The sequence below is a fragment of the Oceanobacillus sp. FSL W7-1281 genome, from assembly GCF_037969835.1.
GTDB lineage: Bacteria > Bacillota > Bacilli > Bacillales > Amphibacillaceae > Oceanobacillus > Oceanobacillus oncorhynchi.
In genome coordinates this window covers 1997600-2021836 of record NZ_CP150214.1, presented here as the reverse complement: position 1 = coordinate 2021836, position 24237 = coordinate 1997600, and the positions used below count along the sequence as shown (strand labels likewise).

23 protein-coding genes and 1 pseudogene are annotated in these 24237 nt (G+C 39.5%); 8 read left to right on the top strand and 16 right to left on the bottom strand.

Annotated elements, in window-relative coordinates:
• Positions 1 to 1044, top strand: a complete 1044-nt coding sequence (locus tag MKX55_RS10115; protein WP_193061999.1) for an alcohol dehydrogenase catalytic domain-containing protein — start codon at positions 1 to 3, stop codon at positions 1042 to 1044.
• A 50-nt stretch (positions 1045 to 1094) separates the two neighbouring features.
• On the opposite strand, the gene MKX55_RS10110 is transcribed toward MKX55_RS10115, so the two are convergent.
• From MKX55_RS10110 to MKX55_RS10090, 5 genes and pseudogenes are all read right to left on the bottom strand, one after another.
• Positions 1095 to 2045: a sugar-binding transcriptional regulator gene (locus tag MKX55_RS10110; RefSeq protein WP_339237942.1), complete on the bottom strand. Its 951-nt coding sequence runs from the start codon at positions 2043 to 2045 to the stop codon at positions 1095 to 1097.
• 180 nt (positions 2046 to 2225) lie between these two features.
• On the bottom strand, positions 2226 to 2660 hold the full coding sequence (locus MKX55_RS10105; protein ID WP_339184595.1) for a hypothetical protein: 435 nt from the start codon (positions 2658 to 2660) through the stop codon (positions 2226 to 2228).
• A gap of 44 nt (positions 2661 to 2704) precedes the next feature.
• Entirely contained in the window at positions 2705 to 3898 is a 1194-nt protein-coding gene (locus MKX55_RS10100) for an amidohydrolase (protein ID WP_339237940.1), read from the bottom strand.
• Between the two features lie 214 nt (positions 3899 to 4112).
• On the bottom strand, positions 4113 to 5177 hold the full coding sequence (locus tag MKX55_RS10095; protein WP_339237938.1) for a C45 family peptidase: 1065 nt from the start codon (positions 5175 to 5177) through the stop codon (positions 4113 to 4115).
• 295 nt (positions 5178 to 5472) lie between these two features.
• Positions 5473 to 5673, bottom strand: a pseudogene (locus MKX55_RS10090) (glycosyltransferase); the annotation flags it as partial.
• 369 nt (positions 5674 to 6042) lie between these two features.
• Here MKX55_RS10090 and MKX55_RS10085 point away from each other — a divergent pair.
• On the top strand, positions 6043 to 7320 hold the full coding sequence (locus MKX55_RS10085; protein ID WP_339237936.1) for a glycosyltransferase family A protein: 1278 nt from the start codon (positions 6043 to 6045) through the stop codon (positions 7318 to 7320).
• A gap of 59 nt (positions 7321 to 7379) precedes the next feature.
• Here the strand turns inward: MKX55_RS10085 and MKX55_RS10080 are convergent, their stop codons facing one another.
• Positions 7380 to 8480, bottom strand: a complete 1101-nt coding sequence (locus tag MKX55_RS10080) for a glycosyltransferase family 61 protein (protein WP_339237934.1) — start codon at positions 8478 to 8480, stop codon at positions 7380 to 7382.
• 167 nt (positions 8481 to 8647) lie between these two features.
• Here MKX55_RS10080 and MKX55_RS10075 point away from each other — a divergent pair, with 167 nt between their 5' ends.
• The 3 genes from MKX55_RS10075 to MKX55_RS10065 all read left to right on the top strand — a co-directional run bounded on the left by MKX55_RS10075 (position 8648) and on the right by MKX55_RS10065 (position 11645).
• Entirely contained in the window at positions 8648 to 9790 is a 1143-nt protein-coding gene (locus MKX55_RS10075; RefSeq protein WP_339237932.1) for an NAD-dependent epimerase/dehydratase family protein, read from the top strand.
• 7 nt (positions 9791 to 9797) lie between these two features.
• Positions 9798 to 10535, top strand: a complete 738-nt coding sequence (locus MKX55_RS10070; RefSeq protein WP_339237930.1) for a sulfotransferase domain-containing protein — start codon at positions 9798 to 9800, stop codon at positions 10533 to 10535.
• A gap of 183 nt (positions 10536 to 10718) precedes the next feature.
• Positions 10719 to 11645 (top strand): glycosyltransferase, encoded by a 927-nt coding sequence (locus MKX55_RS10065; protein WP_339237928.1) that lies wholly within the window; start codon positions 10719 to 10721, stop codon positions 11643 to 11645.
• 182 nt (positions 11646 to 11827) lie between these two features.
• Here MKX55_RS10065 and MKX55_RS10060 read toward each other — a convergent pair whose 3' ends face one another.
• The 6 genes from MKX55_RS10060 to MKX55_RS10035 form a co-directional block, all read right to left on the bottom strand.
• Complete coding sequence (locus MKX55_RS10060; RefSeq protein WP_339237926.1) at positions 11828 to 12820, bottom strand: polysaccharide biosynthesis protein; 993 nt, start codon at positions 12818 to 12820, stop codon at positions 11828 to 11830.
• 429 nt (positions 12821 to 13249) lie between these two features.
• The gene (gene cysC, locus MKX55_RS10055; protein WP_339184542.1) at positions 13250 to 13858 is read right to left on the bottom strand and encodes an adenylyl-sulfate kinase; all 609 of its coding nucleotides are present in this window, start codon (positions 13856 to 13858) and stop codon (positions 13250 to 13252) included.
• A 12-nt stretch (positions 13859 to 13870) separates the two neighbouring features.
• Positions 13871 to 15649 (bottom strand): SLC13 family permease, encoded by a 1779-nt coding sequence (locus tag MKX55_RS10050; protein ID WP_339237924.1) that lies wholly within the window; start codon positions 15647 to 15649, stop codon positions 13871 to 13873.
• A gap of 55 nt (positions 15650 to 15704) precedes the next feature.
• On the bottom strand, positions 15705 to 16859 hold the full coding sequence (gene sat, locus MKX55_RS10045; protein WP_339237922.1) for a sulfate adenylyltransferase: 1155 nt from the start codon (positions 16857 to 16859) through the stop codon (positions 15705 to 15707).
• Positions 16860 to 17121: 262 nt separating this feature from the next.
• Positions 17122 to 17334 carry a hypothetical protein gene (locus MKX55_RS10040; protein ID WP_042533624.1) on the bottom strand — a complete coding sequence of 71 codons (213 nt, stop codon included), beginning with the start codon at positions 17332 to 17334 and terminating at the stop codon, positions 17122 to 17124.
• Positions 17335 to 17347: 13 nt separating this feature from the next.
• Entirely contained in the window at positions 17348 to 17749 is a 402-nt protein-coding gene (locus MKX55_RS10035; protein WP_042533623.1) for a DUF2642 domain-containing protein, read from the bottom strand.
• Positions 17750 to 18398: 649 nt separating this feature from the next.
• Here MKX55_RS10035 and MKX55_RS10030 point away from each other — a divergent pair.
• Positions 18399 to 18551, top strand: a complete 153-nt coding sequence (locus tag MKX55_RS10030; RefSeq protein WP_175297052.1) for a hypothetical protein — start codon at positions 18399 to 18401, stop codon at positions 18549 to 18551.
• A gap of 261 nt (positions 18552 to 18812) precedes the next feature.
• Here MKX55_RS10030 and MKX55_RS10025 read toward each other — a convergent pair whose 3' ends face one another.
• Complete coding sequence (locus MKX55_RS10025; protein WP_042533622.1) at positions 18813 to 19811, bottom strand: SDR family oxidoreductase; 999 nt, start codon at positions 19809 to 19811, stop codon at positions 18813 to 18815.
• Between the two features lie 144 nt (positions 19812 to 19955).
• Here MKX55_RS10025 and MKX55_RS10020 point away from each other — a divergent pair, with 144 nt between their 5' ends.
• Positions 19956 to 20120 carry a hypothetical protein gene (locus MKX55_RS10020; protein WP_175297051.1) on the top strand — a complete coding sequence of 55 codons (165 nt, stop codon included), beginning with the start codon at positions 19956 to 19958 and terminating at the stop codon, positions 20118 to 20120.
• Between the two features lie 358 nt (positions 20121 to 20478).
• Here MKX55_RS10020 and MKX55_RS10015 read toward each other — a convergent pair whose 3' ends face one another.
• Both MKX55_RS10015 and MKX55_RS10010 read right to left on the bottom strand, forming a co-directional pair.
• The gene (locus tag MKX55_RS10015) at positions 20479 to 20634 is read right to left on the bottom strand and encodes a hypothetical protein (RefSeq protein ID WP_175297050.1); all 156 of its coding nucleotides are present in this window, start codon (positions 20632 to 20634) and stop codon (positions 20479 to 20481) included.
• Positions 20635 to 20779: 145 nt separating this feature from the next.
• Positions 20780 to 21640: a DUF421 domain-containing protein gene (locus MKX55_RS10010; protein ID WP_042533621.1), complete on the bottom strand. Its 861-nt coding sequence runs from the start codon at positions 21638 to 21640 to the stop codon at positions 20780 to 20782.
• Positions 21641 to 21730: 90 nt separating this feature from the next.
• Here MKX55_RS10010 and MKX55_RS10005 point away from each other — a divergent pair, with 90 nt between their 5' ends.
• Positions 21731 to 22069 carry a DUF4363 family protein gene (locus MKX55_RS10005; protein WP_042533620.1) on the top strand — a complete coding sequence of 113 codons (339 nt, stop codon included), beginning with the start codon at positions 21731 to 21733 and terminating at the stop codon, positions 22067 to 22069.
• Positions 22070 to 22149: 80 nt separating this feature from the next.
• Here MKX55_RS10005 and MKX55_RS10000 read toward each other — a convergent pair whose 3' ends face one another.
• Entirely contained in the window at positions 22150 to 24210 is a 2061-nt protein-coding gene (locus tag MKX55_RS10000; protein WP_339237916.1) for a catalase, read from the bottom strand.
• Positions 24211 to 24237 lie beyond the last annotated feature (27 nt).

The window sequence follows — 24237 nt, the reverse complement described above, 5'->3', positions numbered from 1 at the left end:
ATGATGCAGGCAGTCGCATTAACTGGTAAAGAAAAGCTCGAATATCAGGAAAAGGAGATTCCTGATATCGATGACCATGAAATATTATTAAAGGTTCATGCCACTGGAGTTTGCGGGTCCGATTTACGAATCTTCCAAAACGGGGACAGCCGGGTAAGTTTTCCTAGAATTATCGGACATGAAATAGCAGGGGAAATCATCCAAAAAGGAAAATATGTTTCATCATTTCAATTAGGAGACCGCGTCACACTTTGGGCACATCTCCCTTGTGGCGAATGCTACTATTGCCAAAAAAATGACAGCCACTTTTGTGTAAAAGGAGAATCTATTGGCTACCAAATCGATGGCGGCTTTGCTCAATATATGGTGCTGCCGCGAAACTTTATTGAATATGGATCTATCCAGCGCATTGCAGATACTACATCATATGAATTAGCGAGCCTTTCTGAACCATTCGCCTGTGTGCTTAGCGGGCTGACTGAAGTAAAGATCAATGCCGGTGATGCAGTCGTTGTCTATGGAGCAGGCGCAATTGGGTGTATGTATATTGCTGCAGCTAAAAAAATGGGCGCCGGGAAAGTTATTGCTGTACAGCGTTCCAAAGCAAGGCAAGAGCTTGCTAAGCAAATCGGCGCTGATATGGTTATCGACCCAACTAAGGAAAATACATCGCAAATTATTCTTGATGCATCAGGTGGATTAGGTGCTGATGTTGCCATTGTAACTGCTCCCTCTGCTTATGTTCAAAATGAGGCTTTGGAAATTGTACGAAAAAAAGGAAGAGTATTATATTTCTCAGGAAATAAGAAGGTTACTGAAACTCCAATTAATACAAATCATTTTATCTATAAACAATTAACTGTTGTTGGTACACATGGAGCTCCGCGTGATTTACATGTAGAAGCGGTGAAATGGATTGACGAAGAACTAATTGATTTCACTCCATTTGTCACAGATGTATTCTCTTTGCAGGATACAAAAAAAGCATTTCAAACCGCTCTTGATAAAAACGGTTTGAAATGCGTCGTAACCCCTTGGAAATAATAAAAATTTTAAACAACCCAATTATCTATTTCTGATAATTGGGTTGTTTCTTATATATAGCTTTCAACCAATTCCTGTGCCGTTCGATCATCAATAATCAACACGTCTAAATATTTACCTTGTAATGCCGCTTCTAGACTTTCTAATTTATATGAGCCTTCCACTATTCCAATAACTTCGGGTATCTGTTTAATTTCATTTAAGTCTAAACCGATAACACGATCGTTTAAGGGATGATTTAATTCTTTTCCAATCGCATCGTAAAATCTCGAACTGATATCTCCTACCGCTCCCGCTTTACGTAAAGATGCGAGGTCTTTCTGGTTTAGATACCCTATTTTTTCCATTGTTGAGCTTTTAAACGGATTCCCAAGACCAACAACCGCCATATCAACATTTCTTGCTTGCTCTAAAACATGAGAAATATCTTTTGACTCAACTAACCTTTCTTTTAAATCAATAGATTCTACCATCGCTGGAGCATATAAATAAGAGCAGCTTGAATTCATTTTTTGTGATAGATGGAAAACTAATTGATTGGAATGTAAATGAACATACTCGCTTCCCATTCCGCCAATAATTGGAACAATATGTGTGTCCTTTTTATATTTATAAGGGTACTCTTCTACGAAAGATAATAGCGTTGTTCCCCAAGAAAGCCCTAAGCTTTTTACATCCGTTAAGTGATTCGCTATATAAGAAGCAGCTGATTTTCCCAGCTGGCGCTTTATCATCTCAGGAGCAAAGCCCGCTGTGGATACCACAATAACTTCTTTCAAATCAAATTTTTTCATAATAGCGTTTTCCAACTCCACGCTATGTAACGTTTCATCTTTAATATAAATTTCTACAATACCCTCTTTTTTGGCATTATTTAACAATTTCGAGATAATAGGACGTGAAACATTTTGCTTTTTTGCAATTTTTGCTTGTGTCCATCCTTCATAGTAATATAATTGCGCAATTTTAACCATTAAACGCCGTTCTTCCCAACTTAGCATAACATCCGCTCTCTTCACAGTTTATAAATACTAATTGCTAAACTTCCTTTACTCTCTATATTAATCATAGAATCTATACAGAGTAAAGTCAAATATGCCTAATACTTTCCAATTTTAAGGTTTAACAATTTAAAAGCGCTATAAACCCAAAATGAGGATCATAGCGCTTCTTTGGAAATATCAAGAAAAATCCTTCTGTTCTTTCAACAACACGGAAATACCTTCTGCTCCATCTTCTACTTTCCAATTAAGAGAAAGAACTTGCTTTAATTCATTCAGAGCAGATTCAACTAAATTCAAACCAGTTGCCCCTGTTTGCTGTTGTTGATAATCCTTTCCAGCCTCTTTCCCAAATTTCAGACTCAATAATCTCTCCAAACCTCCAACCGTTACAAATTTAACAGTATAACCATCATTTATTATTTTTTCAAAAGCTGCTAAATCCTTTTCCGCTAATGCAACCAGCTGTTCAAAATCAAATTTTTCACTTATTTGCTTCCATCCTGACACATCTTTAGCTTTTACACCTGCTATTATTTCTTCATTTGTTATTCCGTTTACGCGCAATGTTTCAATCATATACGCTTCCATTAGAGATATCTTTGGCCGAGTCATTCTTAAATTCCTTTCTGCTGCAACTTTCCTGCATTTTTTTCATTCTACAATAAATAATGATTAATGATTGCTGCAAATGCTTTTTCCGTATTCACCAATGCTCGTTCATCAATATCAAATCGCGGATGATGATGTGGGTAATGTGTGGCTACATCTTCGTTTCTAGAACCGACCCGGAAATAGGTCCCCGGCTTTGCTTCTAAAAAGTAAGAGAAGTCCTCTGCCCCCATAGCCGGAGAAAATTCTACTACATTCTCATGTTCAAAAGCTTCCTTGAATAAACCTCTGGCAAGGTCTGTTTCTTCTTGATAGTTGAATAATGCAGGATATCCTCTTAAGTAGTCCAGATCATAAGTCGCATGAAATGCACTGGTGATTCCATCTAATATCGAACGAATTTCCGTTTCTACTTTATCACGTACTTCTGGATCGAAGCTGCGCACCGTTCCCTCAATACGTGCTGTATCAGGAATGACATTAAATGCGTTCCCTGCCTGAAAAACACCAATTGTCACCACAGCTGATTTTAACGGATCGATTTGCCGGCTGACTATTTTTTGCAAAGCCTCGACAATGCTCGTTCCTATTACCAGTGAATCCGTAGTATCATGCGGCCGGGCGCCATGACCGCCATGCCCCTTAATATCAATGGCAAACTTATCTACAGCCGCCATTTGATATCCCGCTCCTACACCGACTTTCCCGATTGGTATGTCTGATGCAAGATGAGCTCCAAATACATAATCTACATCATCTAAAATTCCTTCTTCAATCATGAACTTCGCTCCGCCAGGCGGTGTTTCTTCTGCCGGCTGGAATACAAAAACAATGCTTCCTTTCAGATTTTCCTTATATCGGCTTACTACTTTTGCCACGCCTAATAAAGCTGCAGTATGGCCATCATGACCACAAGCATGCATCACACCGGGATTGGTAGATTTATAAGCGGTTTCTTTTTCATCCTCAATTGGCAGCGCATCAAAATCTGCTCTTAAAGCAATCTTTTTGCCGGGCTGTTTTCCTTCCAAAACACTTATTAAACCATGTCCTCCGATATTTTTTTGAACATCCAAACCAAAGCTTTTTAATTTTTCTTCTATGTATTTTGCTGTTTTCTCCTCTTTAAAGGATAATTCTGGGTGCTGGTGCATATATCTTCTCCAGCCTTTTACTTCCTCAAAATTCGCATCAAATTCTTTAAATATGGCATGTATTACTTTATCCTCTACTGTGCCCACTGTTTAATCCCCGCCCATCTCAATAGTATATATGACTTACCTAATACATGTTCAGAAATAAATTCTGAATTTTATATAAGTCTACCCATTTTATCCCGAGTTGTCAACTAGGGATTATGAAATCATATTGGAAGCAGCTTCCTCCTATGAAAGAGGCTGCTCTCCTTTCTACCCTGAATCCGCCTCATTTAGGAAACAGCATGATAAATAAGAATTATTTTTTATACCAATCCGCCTTCTCCATATGAACAAAAGGAATATCTGTATCAACCGTTCCTGTAACTTCTGAAACAGGAAAATCATCTCCGTTCAACCAAGATCCAAAATCAAATTTTGCCGGCTGCTGATCACCGCCAAGGGCAATCCATGCTTCTAATTTCGATGGAAAATACGCAGTAGTATGTATTGTCCCTGCCCACTGCCCGTATAATTTAGAAAACACACCATTCTCTGTTCCATTTAAAAGCTGAAAAGCTTCCTTCCCATGAAGAAGATTGGCTGAGCTGCTTTCCATAATTTCCAGTCGTCTTTTCGAATCCTTCAAATAATGACGGTTTTCCTTCTTCAGTATTTGAAAATGATTCGTGCATGATGCTCCAGTCCTTACCTCTACATTTCTTGGAGAAGCCTCAACAATCGTTGATTCCGAATGATCTTTATCAAACAATACATAACTAAATGATCCCCGATGCGGAATTTGTTTTAGCAACGAAACAGCTTCTTCGATATTAGCGCATGTTTCTAAAATCATTCTTCCAATCATATGACAGACAAATCCATCTTTCGGGCGTTTACGATGCATAAAGGTATATCCCATTGCTAACCCCTTTTCGTTCATTCCGTCACAACGTCCCGTTACTTTCTGCGTAACTCCTATAACTGCGTATTCTGTATCCGTTGGCTGGAATACGGAATAAAAGCCATCGTATGTTTTGGGATGATAATCATAATTTCTGATCATATAATCTGCTCCTGTTATAATGGAACATCCGGAACGGTTCAATTTGACCCGATACCCTCCAAATTCAAGCAGTACTCTCTCCATCGGCCATTCAAGCGCATCAGCAAAACCTGATAATTCCTCCCATATTGCCGGTGCTGTTTCTTGAAAAATCCTTTTTGTTTCTTTGATATCAATAGAAAATAAAGGCGTTCTGACCTTCCATTGATTTGCACGATTCTTTACTAAGATATGGTTTTTCAATAAAGTACCTTGATGATAGCCAAATTCATAATGTGTTCCCCGAAATTGAACAACACTCGATGAAATTTTTTTCAAGTTAATTCCTCCTCCCGCAGCAGCTGCTCATAAACTGAAGCTATATTCAGTTAATTTTTTATCTTTTAAACAAAGATAAGCTGTGCTTACTCACTTCATTTAGACTGTGTCAGCAACATAAATCAAAAGACCTTTGGACCAAAACTGGACTTAAGCAGCATTATTTACATTAAAATAAATCCCCATTAGTCAATCGATAACTATTTATACGCTAAGTGTACAAAGAATAAGCCAGAAAGGAAATGATTCTGCTTAGTGTATCATCATCCAGATTAATTCTCTCCGATTAGGCAATGTTTCTGGCAGCTGAAAAGTCATCAATCCACTTAAAATCAATGACTTTATCTGTGTACTCTCTTGCGATTTCTTTCGTTTTGTCTGTAGAACCAGTATCGACAATGATGATTTCCTCGCAGAGGTCCTTTACACTATCCAGACATTGCCGCATCACCTCTTCTTCATTTTTTACAATCATACAAAGGCTTACTTTTATCATATATATCTACACCACCAATACACAAGATGTAATAATATATGTTTTAAAGGTGTTATCGGAAACGGAGAATGAAAAAATGGTTGTATGGACCTTTTTCAATTACATATTCATTTGAAAAGGATACCATGAAGGCCACATTGATTACTTACAGGGGATAAAATTAGATTAGCTTCATATATATAAAATGAAACTTTATTCAGCGGGAGTTTTGCGTTTCCCCACTGAAGGATTAGTTGAGTAATTCAAGGAGGCAGCGTCCGTTATCTCCCGCCTAAATAAATTTATTCTTACGCTTTATTTGGAGGTGGGAGTTTTACAGACGATTCTCCGTGATAAATAGAAATATCGTAAAAGAACGGGGGCTTCCGATTGAAGGATATCACTGCGATTCTCATTCTTTATTCTGATGCAGCAGCAATTCAGAAAGCGTTAGCATCTATAAAAAGGATCGAGTCCAGATTGCATGCTGTGATGGTTCTCCATGAACAAAACGTATCTTTAACTGGAATGCTGGATTTTACTTCTATGAAGCAAGCCCAATCGATTATATACAAAGAGAATGATCCCGGGAAAACATTGAATGAGGTGATTCAAAATATTACCAGTCCCTATGTATTATTTCTACATGATACAGATTACCTTTCTCCTGCTATTCAGGAAAATTCTCTCTGCCTTTCCCCATCCGAGTTATTTTTAACAACCAGCTTCCAGAATCGAAACCGTGTGATTCATCGGCCATTCTTAGTGTCTGCTCCTTTTCTTAAAAACCAGCAATTTCTATTAAACACCCAGCTGCCGTTTAAGGAAGCTCTTTTGCCAGCCTGGCTTGCTGATAAATCGAGTTTTAAAAGACGCTATGAAGAAGGCCTGGTGCTGCAGTCAAGAAGAAGCAATTCAAGCAGCACATTAGAAAAACAAAAATTCATAGAGAAGTACCAGCTGAATAAAATCCAAACAGCAAGTCCAAGTCTATCTGTCATCCTTTCCAATTATAATATGGAAAATCATGCAGAAACGGCCGTTGTCTCCTGCCTGCTTCAAAATGAATTGCCGGAACAGATACTAATTATGGATGACGGCTCAACAGACAATTCCTATCATCGGCTCAAACGATGGCACGACGGACAGCTGGTGAAGCTTTTTGAAAAAAAGAACGAGGGAAAAGCTGTCGCTCTCAACCATTTATTACCTCACGTGACATCCGATTTCATCTTAGAACTTGATGCAGATGATTGGCTGGATCCGGACGCTGTTTCCAGTATAAAAAAACGTCTGGCAAATCTCTCTGAAAATGTATCCGTATTATATGGAAATCTTCGAAAGTGGAAGCAGCTGGCGGGAGATGTTCTTTTTAAAGGAACAGCAAAGGGAAGGCATATCCATGGAAGAGCTGACCTTCTTTCCTATCGATTCCCTCTCGGACCAAGGATATACCGCACTTCTGCTTTAAAAAGAATTGGAGGATTTCCTGTGATAACATTTAAAGAAGGAAAGCTTTATGAGGATGTGAGCGTATTAAATCAATTGATTCAGAGCGCTAGTTTTCAGTATCATGATTTTACGGTATATAATGTACGGGAGCATAAGGAAAGCATAACCAGAACCAGCCGTTCAGACTGGAATGAATTTTTGAGATTGCTGAAATAACCATGCCTTCAAAAATGCAGGTGCTTCTCTGAGCGCCTGCATTTTTGAAATACTCCTTACTAATCTATCCCTTCCTCCTTCAAAATCTCAGCTATTTTTTTCACATCCACCACGAGGTTTTTGATAACTTCATGCTCTGTGGAGACGGGATTGGCATTCCTGCACTTCAAAAAACGATAATCCAAATCCAGGTATTGTCCAATTTTTATAAATTCGTCTGATGTAGCTGTAAATAATTGAATGATTTTTGTCCGCGGCTGACAAAACATAAGGTTTGCAAGTCCGGCACCGTTTGGACTTATGATTACGTCGGCCGAGGAAAAGAGAGCAATTTGCTCCTCTACCGTCAACGTACTCAATACAATTTTTTTGAATCCTTTTCTAGTCAAAAGCTCCAAAAGCTTTCCTTCATTGGCAACCTTTCTCCACGAAGCATCCTCCCGGCTGATATAGATTCGCTTTTCGGGATTTCCAGGGCGATAGGAATCCTTCTTCAATAATGCGCTTCGGAGAAATTCAATTGTCCATTTCACACAAGTTCCTGCATTGAATGGCACAGATGGCAAAATCAGCTGTTCTGCTTTCACATGCGTTCCCGGTGTAAGCTGTAAGATTTTTTCCTCTGGAATGCCGAGTATTCGGATGGTCTCCCGCTGAAATGGCAATGTCAGAGGAGGAAGCACATATTTATCTATCTTAACTCCGCTGAGCTGCAGTAAATGATAGCGTCCCAGCGTATCATGCAGCCAATGCCAGTAATTGTTATGGCCGGCCCAAGCTAAAACCCCCAATGTTCCCTCATAAGGGGAAGCGGAAGGAATGGAGTTAACTGCAATCTTCTCAAAATAATTCCAATATAAATGAAAAACCATATCGTGAAAGTACGTGTTGTCAGGGGCCAGTGTATAAACCATGCCCTCCCCTTTGTCGCACATCCATACACTTCCATTTTTTATCTTTGAAACATAAGCTTTGTCAAACTTATGACGCTCTCCAAACATTGGCGGCTTTACCCAGTCGACCCATTCCGGTGAATCTCCTTTTGGAAGCGTATATGTTACCGTTTCGTCTGTATAGAACTCCTTATAAAAATCATGTATATCTGCTATTGGCGTTATTTTTTTAAGCCAATCCTTTGTATGAATAGATAAATCTGCCATATATACATCCCCTCTTTTTCAATTAACAACCTTGCCTATGCCCTATTTTTTCACATTTCGCAGCGTACTCCATAATATGTAGAAAAGTATTTAAAAGTGTTGAACAATCGTCCAGCTGTTACCAATTGGACCATTGCGTGGGTAATAGAAACAGGAGGAATATAAACATGATAAACGTAACCGTAACCGGTGCAGGCGGATTTATTGGCAAGAATCTGGTTGATAGATTACAGAGGGAAAAAGGTGTTTCTCTCAAGCAATATCATCATGGGGACGACCTGTCACTGCTGCATGCGTATTTAAACGATTCGGATATCATCTATCATTTGGCGGGAGTGAACAGACCCCAAAATAGCGATGCGTTTGCTAGTGTTAATAGAGGATTGACCGAATCCATTGTCAGCTATTTAAAAAAACATCATAAAACACCGAAAATAATTTTTACCTCATCCATTCAAGCAGAGGGGAATACACCTTATGGTTTGAGTAAAAAAGCTGCAGAAGAAGTGCTTCAAAATTATCGTATAGAGACTGGTGCAGATGTGTGCATTTACCGTTTGCCAGGTGTCTTCGGCAAATGGTGCAGGCCGCATTATAACTCGGTGGTCGCTACCTTCTGTCATGAAATTTCCCATGATAAAGAGATTGAAATCCATGACGCTGATAAAAAGCTTGACCTCGTATATATTGATGATGTCATAGACAGTTTTATAGCTTGTCTTGATCAGAAAAAACAGGATAAGCTGCTCTATAACCATATTAACCAGACCTTCCAAACGACGGTAGGTGAGCTCGCTCAAAAGCTTTATGAAATAAAGAACGTACGAGAATCTCTGATTATCCCTGACCTGTCTGATACATTCACAAAATACCTTTATACGACCTATCTGTCTTATTTAGAAGCGGATAACTTAGCCTATGCATTACCTGTCCATCAGGACGAACGAGGAAGCTTAGTTGAATTAATCAAATCAAACCAGGCCGGGCAGGTTTTTATATCCACATCACGTCAGGGTGTTATAAGAGGAAACCATTATCACCATACAAAAGTAGAAAAATTTTGTGTTATTAAAGGAGAAGCACGCATTAAATTAAGGAAGATTGATTCGGACAACCAGCTCACCTATCAAGTTACAGGTCAAAATATTGAAATAGTAGACATCCCTCCAGGGTACACCCATTCCATTGAAAACATAACGGAAGAAGAAATAATTGTTTTGTTTTGGGCCAATGAAATATTTGATCCGGAGAACCCGGATACAATCTCATTAGATGTTCAGCCGAATAAAACGGATGAACAGAAAGGATGATAACCTCATGTCAACGAATCAAACATATATATGTCAAAAAGACGATATTTGTCTTGTAGCCTATCCAAAATCCGGGAATAACTTCTTGTTATTTCTCGTCGCCACATTGTTATATCAAAAAAAAATGGACTGGGCCACAAAAGGAGCGATGATTCAAAACGCATCAAGTGAACCAATCGAAAACTTGCCCTCTCCACACCTTGTATGGAGCCATGACAGTTATGACCCATCCTATCCTAAAGTGATTTACCTGGTAAGGGATCCAAGGGATGTTGTCATTTCCTATTATCATCATTTCCAGAAATATCATGGAGAAAGTCGTGATTTTGATACTTTTTTTGCAGCTTTTATGAATGGGGATATTGCGCCTGGATCGTGGGACACGCAGACAGACAGCTGGCTCGATAATCAGGAGAAGGTCAAAAACGGCTTTCTGCTTGTGAAATATGAAGATCTTCTTGCAGACGCGGCGAAAGAAGCTAAAAGGATAATAAACTTTTTACACTTAGACAGAACCGAACAAGAAATCAATGAAGCAGTCCATTGGGCTTCTTTCGATAATATGAAAGCATTGGAACAAAAACAAAAAGAGCATTTAAATGGGTCTTCACAATTTACCAATCCTGCGCTGCCTTTTGTAAGAGAAGGCAAGGCAAATAAATGGAAATCGGTTTTAAGCCAAGCACAGAAGCAGCAAATCAGTAAAGCTTTTGATAAGACTTTATCAAAACTCGGGTATAAATAAAGCGAAACTTCATTCAGTGGAAGTTTTTTACACACAGCTCTTTTCGATGGGGCGAGTAATCCCAGTCCCAGTCCCAGGACGTCGCGAACTTAGTCTGCTGCTTTTCTCCATAATAAAAAAGCTAGCTCAAAACGCCTTCTAAGCACAGAAGGCGTTTTTACTTCAGGAAGGTGTGATGAACCAATGCTAAAGTTATTATTGATCGCAGCTGATACTTCTCACTTTACAAATAATAATTATGCTGCTTTGGAGCAGGAATTAGCAAAAATAACAAATTTGATGGTGTATCGAAAATCTGGACCAATCAATAAAATATTACGCAGGGTCCCTGACAAACCGGATTTTATTTTAATTATAAATGATGTAGGGAAAACATTTGCCCCTGTTGTTACAGGCTTAGCTGATATTGACACGCCTGCAGGTCTGATGGTAAATGATGCACATCGTTTTGTGGAACAAAGAAGAAGATTTATAGTGCGTAATCAAATCAAGACATTCTTTGTCATATGCCGGCATAATTTTTACCAGCATTACCCTCACCAAAAACAGCATCAGGTGTTTTTTCTCCCACAATTCGCGAATACCTCCATCTTTAAAAACTATGGCAGTGTAAAAGCAATTGATTTAATGATGCTGGGAGAGGTTTCTTTTCCGCAAATCTACCCGTTAAGAGAAAAGATATTACAGCATTATCAAGAAAGTCCTCATTTTTATCATCGTCCTCACCCGGGATGGCGAGATTTTACAAGCGAACAGGCGGAGCAATCATTAATTGGCGAAAATTATGCCAGGACCATCAATCAGGCGAAATTATTTTTTGCCTGCGGCTCCGTACGTCAGGTTGTGACTTTTAAATATTTTGAGGTGCCGGCGTGCCGCACCTTGTTAATGGCGCCGACCTTACCAGAGCTTGAGGAGATTGGCTTGATACCGGGAAAGCATTTTGTGGATATAAACGAGGAAAACTTTTCGGAAAAAGCGGCATACTATCTGCAACATCCGAAAGAACGGGAACAAATAGCCGAATCTGGCTGGTGCTTTGTTCATAATCATCATTCAACCGCTCATCGGGCAGAGCAATTAACCCGCCAGATAACGAGCATATTATAAGGCCTTACGTTAGCTTTTATTTTAAAAACCCATCAAAAAAATAGTGAGTCTTCCTTTACAGGAGAGCTCACTATTTTTCATTTTTTCTGGGGGCTGTCCCAGATCCATCCCTAAAATTAGTGTTTTTGAATATGTTCCATTCCTTTTGTACCTCTTTCCAGATTGTTGTATTAATAAAGAACTTACACTGTAATAACATTTGCCTTGATAAGAATTTGTTCAATTTCACTGAATGACATTAATTCATCATCTGATTGGTATCGGGTGAAGCCTGCCTTTGGTAAGCCGGCATACCTTTTCTTCACCTCTTCGGAAGCATTGTCTGGCAAAATAACATAGTAATTTTCATCATATTTATAAGCGTTCCGGGATTCCGAATTTGACACTAATACTTCATGGATTTTCTCACCTGGTCGAATGCCAATTTCCTTCATATGAATTGCTTTTTCAGCAAAGTGTTTTTCCAGAACACCAATTAAATCGACAATCTCACATGCTTTCATTTTCATAACAAATATTTCCCCGCCAACTGCTTTTTCGGAAGCATATATCAGTAAATCAATGGCTTGCGAAACCGTCAGGAAAAAACGCGTCATTTCTCTGGATGTAAGCGGCACGGTGTGATGTTTGACAATCTGTTCTTTAAAAAACGGAATCGCACTGCCATTTGTCCCAATAACATTGCCTCCGCGGATACAGACAAAGCGCGTATGATTGCTTAATTGGTCAGCCTGAATGATTAATTTTTCCCCGATTGCTTTTGTCAGTCCATAAAAGTTGACTGGTTCCACTGCTTTATCTGTGGAAACGTCAATGACTTTCTTCACTTTTTGGTTTAAACTTGCTTTGATGATATTCTCCGTTCCGTTTACATTGGTTTTTAACGCTTCTAAAGGCTGTTCTTCACATATGGGTACATGCTTCAATGCGGAAAGATGGAATAGATAGTCCACATTTTTTGCTGCTTCATTTACCGCTTCAAAATCTCTTACATCTCCAATCACAAATTTTAAGCAAGGATTATCCAAGAATTCTCTTTTCATTTTTACCTGAGCAAATTCATTACGTGAAAAAATCCTTATTTCCTTCGGTTGAAATGAAAGCAGCTTTTTGACAAGTTCATGTCCCCAGGAACCGGTTCCTCCGGTAATCAATATCGTTGTATTTTGAAACACATTTAAACACTCCTCCAGGAATAATGCCTATTGTTTTTATCATCAGGATAATAGATACATTGGAACACCACTGATGACTTGGATGACAGGAATTTCCCTCAAACAGGTATCAACGTTCGTTTATTCCCTGCTTAGTTACTGACATCATTACATTCAAATAGGTTCTAAATCAATTTATGAAAAAACTGGTAGACTGTACATGATAGACGTTTAAATAAAGATAAAAGAGGCAGCTGCTGCGGGTCCAAATTTGCTGTCCGTATAGTTAGAGCCTTTCATTAGATGCTGACCATTTTTGCATATGACGTACAATCCTATTAAAAATACTGGAAGATTAGCGAGGTTAATCAGCTAGATTAACAAGACTATTAAATTGTTTAGAAGACCGTTGATTTCCAGTGATATATCCAGCGCAGTCCTCCGTTTATATTAATCACTGATGAGGTATCCTTTCATTCTCAAATAAGAAATGATTGTCTGTACCGATTTCTCTATACTCTCTACATCCGTACTCACTGTAATTTCCGGCTTCTCCGGAGCTTCATAAGGTGCATCGATTCCAGTAAACCCTGTAAGCTTACCAGCACGTACTTTTTTATAAAGTCCTTTGGGATCACGCAATTCACATGTTTCGATACTTGCATCTACAAATACCTCAATAAATTCCCCATGTTCCATCAGGTTACGTACATCATCACGATCTGCACGATACGGTGAGATGAATGCTGTCAATACAACCAATCCGGCATCTGCCATCAGCTTGGATACTTCCCCAATCCGGCGGATATTTTCTTTACGTTCTTCCGGCCTAAAGCCAAGGTCTTTATTCAATCCATGGCGGATATTATCTCCGTCCAAACGATAAGTCCGGACACCTAAGTGATGCAATTCTTTTTCCAGTTCAACCGAAATAGTCGATTTTCCGGAACCTGACAGCCCGGTGAACCATATTACAGCACTCTTATGGTTATTCAAACGCCTCCGATGTTCTTTTGTTACTTTCGAATAATGCCATTTTATATTTTCTGATTCAGGCATAAACAATTCCTCCTAAAACCATTGTTGATAAATAATCAAAACAGACGTCACCATGACGATTAGACTTAGCGGAAGTCCTGCTTTTACGTAATCTGTAAACGTATATCCGCCAGGGCCATATACAATCAGATTTGTCTGGTAACCGATTGGTGTAACAAAACTTGCCGAAGCGGCTATCGCAATAAGGACAGCTATTCCCATTGGATCGACTTGAAGTGTGTGTGCCATTTCCATTCCAATCGGAAGCATGATAACAGCCGCTGTGCTATTGCTTACCATTTCTGTGAACAAATTTGTCAAGAAATAGATCATAAACAATATAATCAGCAGCCCCAACGGCTTACCAATGTCCAACAAGACATCTGCGATCCATTCCGCCAGTCCTGTTTTTCTCATCGCTGCGCCAATCCCGAATGAACTGGCAATCAGCAATAATACATTGAAGTGAACATATTTTTTAGCTTCTTGAGGTGTAATAATTTTCGCAGCCAAAAATACTAATACAGCTAATGCCATCGCTTTAAACATACTGAGCCATCCAAGAGTTACTGCCCCAATCATCCCGAGCAGCATGAGAATGGAAAACCAGCTTTTTTTTGCACTCTGTTTCAGGACTGCGGGGGTATCCAACGAAGATACAACAAAAAAATCATTCGACCGCTGGTATTTCTCAACAAAATCTGTTCCGGTCAAAAGCAATAAGGAATCTCCGGGCTTCAAAACGATATCCCCAATTTTGCTCTTGATCCGTTCATTATTCCGGTGTACTGCAATGACACCAGCATCATACCGTGAACGAAACTGCGACTGTTTAATGGACTTGGATAAAAGGGATGACTGGTCGGAAACCACAGCATCCACTAAATTGATTGTTCCATCCTTCAAATCATCCAGATCAATATTCGTCCCTGTTTCCAGCTCCAACCCTTTTATCTTTTTCAGGTCTGCAATGGTTGAAATCAAGCCGGTAAAAATCAAGCGGTCCCCTACTTGAATAACCGTTGTGGACCTGACCGGTGAAATCCGTTCCTTCCCGCGGATAATCTCAATCAGATAAAGCCCTTTTAAATCTCGCAGGCCGACTTGCTCTACACGCTTGCCAGGCTTCCCGAAAGCTTCTGTTACTTTCATTTCCGCAATATATTCCTTCGGTTCTTCCTTCAGTCTCTGGCTGAAGCCTTTGTTATCCGGCAGCAATTTATATCCGATTGTAAATAAATAAATGAGCCCGACCAACGTGACTGGAATACCAACGGCAGCTAAAGTGAATAACGAAAACCCCTCCAACCCAAAATCCAGCAGCAAACCATGAATAACAAGATTGGTAGACGTTCCCATTAGCGTTATCATCCCGCCCAGAATAGTAGCATATGACAATGGGATCAAAAACTTTGATGGAGCGATTCCGCGGTCTTCACACCATTTTTTAATAATGGGGGTGAGGGTCACCACAATCGGTGTATTATTCAAAAAAGCCGAAAATGCCGACGTCGGCACAAAAAATCGCATCATTGAACCCCTGCGACTGCGGCTGTTTCGCAGCCATTTTTCCATCATTTGATGGATTAAACCGGTTTTCTGTATCACACCCGCAACAATGAATAATAACGCAACTGTCAGCATTCCTTCATTGGAAAAGCCGCTCAACGCCTCCTCAGCTGTCAATATGCCGGATAGCATCAATATAACCAGCACGGAAAAAATAACCATGTCTGGCCGGGCGGCTTCGAAAACCAGTGCAGCAAACATGGCCAGAAGTAAAATCAGAACAAACATCATTTCCAATGTCATTGGGTATCAGACCCTCTTTTCATACATGTTCAAAAAGAGTATTTTTGAACATGATTTATTGTTTTCGCTCCATTCCTTTAATTAGTACATCGGCAACCTCAGGACGTGAAAACTCTTTTGGCGGACGTTTGCCATTACGGAGCATTTCACGCACCTTTGTACCGCTTAAATGGACATGGTTTTCCTTGCCGTGCGGGCATGTTTTTCCAGATGCCATATTTTCACAAACCTTACAGTAAAACGCATGCTCAAATGGAAAAATCTGAATACCGAGTTCTTCTTCATATTGTGCCATCAGCAGTTGCGCATCGTACGTTCCGTAGTAATCACCGACACCGGCATGGTCACGCCCTACAATGAAGTGCGTGCAGCCGTAATTTTTGCGGACAATGGCATGCAATATCGCTTCTTTCGGCCCTGCATAACGCATGGCGGCTGGATAGATAACAAGGCGTACACGGTCTTTTACATAGTAATTTTTCAAAATCACTTCGTAGCTTTCCATCCGCACATCAGCCGGGATATCATCCGACTTGGTTTCGCCGACAAGCGGGTTCAACAGCAGTCCATCTACTGCTTCAAGAGCAGTCTTTTGAATATATTCATGGGCGCGGTGCACCGGATTACGTGTCTGGAATCCTACGATTGTTTTCCAGCCCAAATCTGCAAACATATGCCGTGTTTCGGCCGGATCCATATAATACGCTGCAAACTGGCTGTGATCCGGACGCTGAAGCAGTGTGATCGGTCCGCTAAGATAAACTGCTCCTTTTTCATACACTTTCTTCACACCTGGATGTGCTGCATCCGTTGTCCCATAGATATGGAGTGCTTCCTTCTTTTTATCGTAGGCATACTTCTCCTCCAAGGTGATGGTCCCATAAATGATGCCATCCTTCCCTTTAAGAGCGATTTGTTCACCAATGTTAAAATGGCGAGCCTGCTCTTCTGTTACCGGCAATGTAATCGGGATACTCCAGATTGTGCCGTCCGCAAGACGTGTATGCTCCACAACATTTTCATAATCAGCCTGCCCCATAAATCCGGTCAGCGGACTGAATCCCCCTGTTCCAATCAGTTCTATATCAGAAAGCACCCAGGAATTCACCGTTATGAATGGAAGCTTTTTCGCATTTACGGTTGCTGCATCCCTTTCCTTTCCTGTTAACTCACGGCAGACTAACCTTCCGCCATGTGGCTGGTTGACCATAAAATAACCTCCGAATTCCAATTTTATTAAAGTAATATATTACAGCAGTATAGGTCGAAACAGTGTGTGACACCATTTTTAGTCACAAATAACGCCGAAATAAGACTCTGGGGTATCATTAAAATAATTAAAAGGAATAGAATACCCCGGCTATCAAGCCAGGGTATCTTTTATCCCTCTATTCTCCCAAAATGGGAAGCTCATATAACGAACCTTCATTCAGTGAAAGTTTCACGGATTATTCTCCATGAAATAATCTTTTCTACGCCGCTAAAGGAAAACGGGCGAAGTTGATTGCATCTACTGAAATATATATTTTGACATTATCTCCATAACCGCTTGTCACATCGATAACCAGGGCTAAATCTGCAGTAACTGTGGAAAGAATACCTTCGATCAAATTATTATCCGTAGCTACTTCGACCCTTGATCCAATTCGATTTGCCAATTCAGCAGCAAACGTCGCTTGAAACATTTAAACTCCTCCTTTACGAATTACTGACAAATTCAATTTTTTCAATTCGGACCAGCGCCTGTGCACCAGAAGCTTCAATAATTACAACATAATCATCCTGAACGGAAAGCAGCGTTCCAGAGATTGTGTCAAAAGGAGTAGTGACCTGCACTTGTTCGTTTACTAAGCCTAGCAGGACTTCTCTAATGTTCGTCGGCGTGCTGGGCGGTGTCGGTTTTCCTCCTCCCCAGTTACCAAAACCCAAATTTAGATTATTATTAGAATCGAGACTAAACCCTGGTAAATTCAGGGAAAAGTTATTACTTAGTGTGCTGTCATTATTGCTATCATTGGCGCTATTGGCCGTAACTAAATTTTGTGATAACTGGTTTAACAAATTTACTAACCTTCTTTGCCGTTCTGTTAAATTAGCCAAGCTTGTTCATTCCTTTCCATGATGTTTTTGGGGGCGTCTTTTCAGTAATTAGAAAACCCACAACATAATTGAGAAATCAACTGCTCCTTGCTTACAGCTGATATCCCTCCTCATTTATTCCTTTTAGCGTCACCACCCAGACGGGCTGTCCTCACCATTTGGGTACTGCTTTGCAAGGAATTTGCTATTTGTGCGTCTACGCATGAAATCTCGACGTATTCCGAAGATTGAATGATTCCCCATTCTGCTGTAACTTTACTTGCCATGGTTAGACTGTATCCCCTCTTATGCAGCAGTTATACCAGAGTGTTTGTCCCAGTATTTAGAGTCGTTATTGCTATATATCAGAGCAACATTCTTTAAGCCTCTCCCCTTACTTAATAGGAAGCGGAATGGACTTTTTCAGAACAACGTCTGTTTCATGTTATAAATAACACTCCTTTCATTTAGATATAAAATAATTTATGTTCTTTTTAATCGGTTAGATTGTACACATTCATTAAAATATCGTTTTCTGTACACAAAGGGCTGGACGAAAATCATAAAACGAAACTGCATTCTATTTTCCATGATATTTTTATAAGCATAAGATTAGAGAAAAAGGAAATCATTAAAATGGGATACCTATCATTGAAGTGAGGTGATAGCAATGAAATTCAAAAAACTGACTATATGTATGATTACTTGCATCCTTTCTGCGGGAATGTTGTTTGGATGCGGTACTTCGCAAGATGAGCAGCAGCAAGACAAACCATTTGAACATCCTCAGCGGGACGATTGGGGCGGTAAAGGAAATCAATAATGAATATTCATGAAGCCTCATTTAAGGTTTGATGGCTTCATGAATTAGAAAGTAAGCTTATTTGAGCTCTTAACTAAACAGATTTCATGTCTCCCATTAATTTGAAGTGATTGTTCATAGACCTTGGAGATTACAGGACCTTGACCGTTTTAAAGGACTTGGAATTTGATTATGTTTTTCCATTTTTTCAAGAAAAAATTATCCGAAACCGCAATATCCTTTAAATTTATTTTTAATATCTTCCTTCTATATACACCACGCTTAGGAATTGGTGGATTCTCCCCCGTCTACATGAAGCACTTGACCAGTGACATGCCTGGAATCATCTGATGCCAGGTAAACAAAGGTCGGCGCTACTTCAAAAGGCTGAGCCATCCGGCCAAATAAATTCCCTCCAGTCAAGGCATTTTCATCTGCAGAAAAGCTTGCTGGAATTAGTGGTGTCCAAATTCGTCCCGGGGCAATCGCATTGACGCGAATCTGTCGTTTAGCAATGTTTTTGGCTAAAGAACGTGTCCATCCGACAATAGCTCCTTTGGTAGCCGCATAATCCATTAATAAAGGCTCTCCTGCATAAGTAACTACAGAGGACGTTCCGATAATGGAGCTGCCCGCTTTTAAATGAGGCAGTGCTGCTCTCGTAGTGTAAAAATGCGAGTAAATATTCAATTTGAAGGTTTGATCAAATTGTTCATCGGTAATTTCAGTCACATCATTTTGCTGAAATTGAATCCCGACATGGTTACATAGTACATCCAATTTATTAAAATGATTTATCGTTTCCATAACAATATGTTCACACTGCTTTTTTTCACGTAAATCTCCTGGTAATAATAAGCATTTCTGGTCAAGCTCCTCGATCCTTCTTTTGGTCCGGTTAGCATCCTCGTGCTCATTTAAATAGGCAATGGCAACGTCAGCGCCTTCTTTCGCAAAAGCAATTGCTGCCGCTGCGCCCATCCCGCTGTCTCCACCTGTTATCAGCGCAACCTTTCCTTTTAATTTCCCACTGCCCTTATAATTGGGATTCTCAATAATCGGTTTGGGCACCATTAATTTTTCAACGCCCGGCTGAACCAACTGTCTTTGCTCCGGTTGTGTAAGAGGCACCTCTTCGTATTGCGTAATTTTACCGTATATCGGGTAATACGGATAAGGATCTTCTATTTTATTTTCTTCAAACCATTGCTGGTATGCCCGAATTTGTTTTAGCGCTTCCTCTGATAAGGATAGATCCCGGTCATTATTTTTGTTTTTCATAACGATCTCTCCCTCCTTTTCATAGGCTATGATTAGGCGGCTGCATATGTGAAGCAATACGGCATTTAGGCCCTTTCGTTTCCCATGCATATGTAAAATACGCCCCGTAAAACAACATAGAATTTTACAGAAGGAGGCAGTAAGTTGGAATTTGAATTTTACCCTAAGGTCAAACGCTTATTAGAAAATAAAGCAGAAAAGCTGGAAATGCACTATTTGAACTATAGCTGGAAAACACCGTCGATTAAAATCAGACCGCCATATTATACCGATCCTGTATATGAACCTTTTTATCCGCATATTCATTGAAGTAAATATTATAGAAATGATATTGAGAGAAAAAGTCTTAACTGAAAGATTACAGATATTTGCGATAGACGAATGAAATGAATCGGCTTTAAAGAAAACTTGGCATTCGTTAAAGAGAGTCTTGAAAGCGTATTTTGCTTTCTTAGAATCCCTTATACTCTGGAGTGCAAGCCTTTTGCGAATGCCTTAGTTGGGATTGGAGGTGGGGCAAGTACTGCGATTACTCGCCCCATCCAAAGCACTGCCCTTATACTTTATTCCTTGAATTCTTTATACTTCTTAATGTGTAATAAAAAAACATGGCATTTACTCCTAAATATTCGTGAGTAAATGCCATGTCTTTTTCGTCATATCTTGACTATAGGTCTTTCTTAATTTGTTCTATTTCTTGTGCTGTTAGTTCTGTTGCTTCCTTTATTTGTTCTTCATCTATTTTTAACAGAAGTAACTTTTTAGCTACTTTTATTTTTTCTTCTTCCATACCTTCATTTCTTATTTTTTCGGCAATAGACATTAGCCGTTTCCTCCCTTCTATTGTTAACCGCTCCTTTACAGTCTCCACTGACAAGTTATCACGAACATGTAAGAGATAAATCATTATTATACGACTTAGAAGAGTATAACAAGTAATTCATAATTTAATCAAAATTCTTTTTCATTCACTTCAAATAAGGCAAGATCGTATCCAGCACTTTTTGAACCTCAGCTGCTTGCTCAGTATATAATTTCTTAGCTTCCGAATCATCTGTCTGTAGTGAAAACCCCTCTAAATCAGCCTGTATTTTTTTTAGCGAAGCTGCTAGCAGTGGTCTTTCTTCTACCTCCGTTTTTGTATATTGGTCCTCATATAAATCAACATACAAGCTGCCGCGAGAATCAATTTGAGCTAAAAAAACATCTCTTACCTCTTCAGCTCCTTGCTTTTGGATTTCTCCTATTAACCATTCCTTCGAGTAACCAAGATTCTCCAAACTCTTTTTCATTATTTTACCGTCCATAATTAAGATGGCAGGACCATGCTCCTGTTCTAATGGAACGCCTAATGTCTGCGGAGTAACCGGCTGTTGATTGGTCTTCAACATAACACTCAGCTCTCCATTTGTTTCTAAAACAGCCATTTCTACATCAGAAACTTTAAACGTTCCTTTTTCCCTTAATAGCATTAATAACTCATTAATTGTTACTAGACTCTTCTTCATATTCTTATCTAATACCTCGCCATTTCGAATTAATATCGTTGCTTTGCCATCTGTTATCTTTGAAAAAATAATTGATTTCATCCCAAGGTACGCTAGAATAATCGGGAAAAACCCCCAAATAGTCAGTGACACTAATCCATTAATAATTTTTACATTCTGGTCCACTGACAACGTAGCAGCTATGGAACCGATAGTAATTCCCACACAATAATCAAAAAAAGTGAGCTGTGAAATTTGCTTTTTTCCCATCATCCGCGCCATTAAAAATAATAAAAAGAAAGCAGCTATGGAACGGATTAGTACCAATACAATTTCAGGCATCTCCTATCCCTCACCTTTCTAAAATACGTAATATATTAGTATTATCGGACAAACTATAGATAACAATTCATTAAATAAGGAGAATGAGAAATGAAGAAGCAAATAATCATTTTTACGCTTTTATTCATCGTCCTTTCCGGATGCGAAAATCAAGTCGGAGGAAATTATTTCTTTGACCACATTGATCAGCTGGAACAATCTTTAGACGAACCAAAATGGGATGAAATTACGACTCTAGCGGAAGAATTAAAAACTATTTTCAAAAATCACAAATGGAAAATCCAATTAATAGGTGATGAGGATGAGTATGAAGGATTGCATGAAAGTATTAACAATCTTATCGCGGCAGCTAAGGAAAATGATTCAACAAGTACCAGGCTTGAACTTGCTACTGTCAGATCATTTTTGGAGGATATTTATTCCTTATAATTCAAATTGGCAACACAGCTACACGACACTTATTAAAGAAAAAAAGGCCTCTCTTACATGCAGAGAACCCTTTTTCTTCCTTATAATATACTTCTGTCCCAGAAGCGATGCGCTGCAATTGCATCAATGAATTGCTTGGAAAAATCATCTGGCTGCTGCTTATTGATAACAACACCCGTTTTACTTGGTAATTGCTTTTCTTTAAACCACTGCTCCCCTTCGTTCGAGACAGCAATCGGTTTGAAATGATCAAAGGCTTCCTGCATAAACATTTTAGCCTTTTTCTCAAACATTTTATCTGCTTTCATTCCTCCGGCAATATACACAGCATCAAAAGCAACCGACGAATCCGTAAGAAAGGTATGCTTCGCTTTAAGTGTACTGTTGTCATCTGCTGTGATAGAGCCCAGTCTGTCACTTAATATCGCAACTTGAACCTTGGCTGCTTGCAGATTCTCAATAACTTTTTTTACCTCCGCCCCATTAAATCCATCTGAAATAATGACAGCTGTTTTACGCGTTTCTGCTAACTTTGGTGTGTTCTCCTGACTTAATGCAGGCGATGCTTTAGTTACTTTGCTTTGAATATTTGCAGGCGGTACGCTCACATCAAGTTTTTGTGCAATCGCAGCAGCCAGCCCGTGATCCACTTTACCGAACATATCGACAATCTTTTGTTGCACCGGCTTATACTGTACTTTTCCAACTTCAAAACTAAATCCATCAATAATATGCTGCTTTTCTGCATTACTCATGCTATTCCAAAATAATTTGGCTTGACTGAAGTGGTCTTCAAAGCTTTTACTCCGGGATTGAATTTTTCTTCCCTCAATCTTTTCCTGATAGTGGGCAAACCCGCCATTCTTTTCATCTACTATATGCGGTGAATTACCTGCTAAAGCATTATTTCGATAAGAGACTTGCCCCTTATTGATCGTTTGTCTGTGAAACCCATCCCGCTGGTTATTATGGAACGGACAAACAGGGCGGTTAATCGGTATCTCATGAAAGTTTGGGCCGCCAAGACGGAGCAGCTGGGTATCCGTATAGGAAAATAAGCGTGTTTGCAGCAACGGATCATTCGTAAAGTCGATTCCAGGTACAACATTCCCCACATGAAAAGCAACTTGTTCATTCTCTGCAAAAACATTATCTACATTTCGATTTAAGGTCATTTTTCCAATAATACGGACAGGAACATCCTCTTCCGGCCAAAGTTTCGTGGAATCAAGAATATCAAAATCAAAGTTAAACTCTTCTTTTTCTTCTAAAATTTGGACACCTAGCTCGTATTCCGCATAATTCCCCATATTAATGGATTCCCACAGATCACGGCGGTTAAAATCAGGATCTTTCCCGCCTAGTTTTTCCGCTTCATCCCACACAAGGGAATGAGTCCCTAATACCGGTTTCCAATGAAACTTAACAAAATGAGCTTTGCCCTCATCGTTCACAAATCGAAACGCATGAACACCAAATCCTTCCATCATTCGAAAGCTTCTGGGAATCGCCCGATCACTCATCAGCCACATAACCATGTGTGCACTCTCCTGATTTTGTGAAACCCAATCCCAAAAAGTATCATGAGCACCGCTTGCTTGCGGCATTTCATTATGCGGCTCAGGTTTGATGGCGTGGACAACATCAGGAAATTTCATACCATCTTGAATAAAAAAGATAGGAAAATTGTTGGCAACTAAGTCAAAGTTTCCTTCCTCTGTATAGAATTTCGTTGCAAATCCTCTAACATCTCTGGGGGTATCCTTAGAGCCGCGTGAACCGACAACCGTAGAAAAACGGGTGAAGACTGGGGTTTTTACATTCGGATTTTGCAGAAATTTTGCTTTCGTATAAGGTTTCATCGATTCATATAACTCAAATTCTCCATGAGCAGAGAAGCCGCGTGCGTGCACAACACGTTCCGGGATTCGCTCATGATCGAAGTGGGTCATTTTTTCACGGAAATGGAAATCTTCCATTAAGGTAGGGCCTCTTTCCCCGGCTGTTAAAGATTCCTCGTCCTCTGATAGTTTCACACCTTGATTCGTGGTCAGCTCTTTATCCTCGCTATCCGCACTCCGAAAATATTCTAATTGTTCATTTTTACTATTTGCATTTATTTTTTTATCTTCATTTATCATATGGTCGAACTCCCTTTCTAAATGTAG

Excerpts from the sequence above, each read along its gene's own strand:
- MKX55_RS10110 (WP_339237942.1), bottom strand. The coding sequence starts at position 2,045 with ATGCTAAGTTGGGAAGAACGGCGTTTAATGGTTAAAATTGCGCAATTA.
- MKX55_RS10040 (WP_042533624.1), bottom strand. The coding sequence starts at position 17,334 with ATGTTTCAAGCGACGTTTGCTGCTGAATTGGCAAATCGAATTGGATCA.
- MKX55_RS10075 (WP_339237932.1), top strand. The coding sequence starts at position 8,648 with ATGATAAACGTAACCGTAACCGGTGCAGGCGGATTTATTGGCAAGAAT.
- sat (WP_339237922.1), bottom strand. The coding sequence starts at position 16,859 with ATGGTCAACCAGCCACATGGCGGAAGGTTAGTCTGCCGTGAGTTAACA.
- MKX55_RS10065 (WP_339237928.1), top strand. The coding sequence starts at position 10,719 with ATGCTAAAGTTATTATTGATCGCAGCTGATACTTCTCACTTTACAAAT.
- MKX55_RS10105 (WP_339184595.1), bottom strand. The coding sequence starts at position 2,660 with ATGACTCGGCCAAAGATATCTCTAATGGAAGCGTATATGATTGAAACA.
- MKX55_RS10010 (WP_042533621.1), bottom strand. The coding sequence starts at position 21,640 with ATGCCTGAAATTGTATTGGTACTAATCCGTTCCATAGCTGCTTTCTTT.
- MKX55_RS10000 (WP_339237916.1), bottom strand. The coding sequence starts at position 24,210 with ATGATAAATGAAGATAAAAAAATAAATGCAAATAGTAAAAATGAACAA.
- MKX55_RS10080 (WP_339237934.1), bottom strand. The coding sequence starts at position 8,480 with ATGGCAGATTTATCTATTCATACAAAGGATTGGCTTAAAAAAATAACG.
- cysC (WP_339184542.1), bottom strand. The coding sequence starts at position 13,858 with ATGCCTGAATCAGAAAATATAAAATGGCATTATTCGAAAGTAACAAAA.
- MKX55_RS10050 (WP_339237924.1), bottom strand. The coding sequence starts at position 15,649 with ATGACATTGGAAATGATGTTTGTTCTGATTTTACTTCTGGCCATGTTT.
- MKX55_RS10070 (WP_339237930.1), top strand. The coding sequence starts at position 9,798 with ATGTCAACGAATCAAACATATATATGTCAAAAAGACGATATTTGTCTT.
- MKX55_RS10005 (WP_042533620.1), top strand. The coding sequence starts at position 21,731 with ATGAAGAAGCAAATAATCATTTTTACGCTTTTATTCATCGTCCTTTCC.
- MKX55_RS10025 (WP_042533622.1), bottom strand. The coding sequence starts at position 19,811 with ATGAAAAACAAAAATAATGACCGGGATCTATCCTTATCAGAGGAAGCG.
- MKX55_RS10015 (WP_175297050.1), bottom strand. The coding sequence starts at position 20,634 with ATGTCTATTGCCGAAAAAATAAGAAATGAAGGTATGGAAGAAGAAAAA.
- MKX55_RS10115 (WP_193061999.1), top strand. The coding sequence starts at position 1 with ATGATGCAGGCAGTCGCATTAACTGGTAAAGAAAAGCTCGAATATCAG.
- MKX55_RS10030 (WP_175297052.1), top strand. The coding sequence starts at position 18,399 with ATGAAATTCAAAAAACTGACTATATGTATGATTACTTGCATCCTTTCT.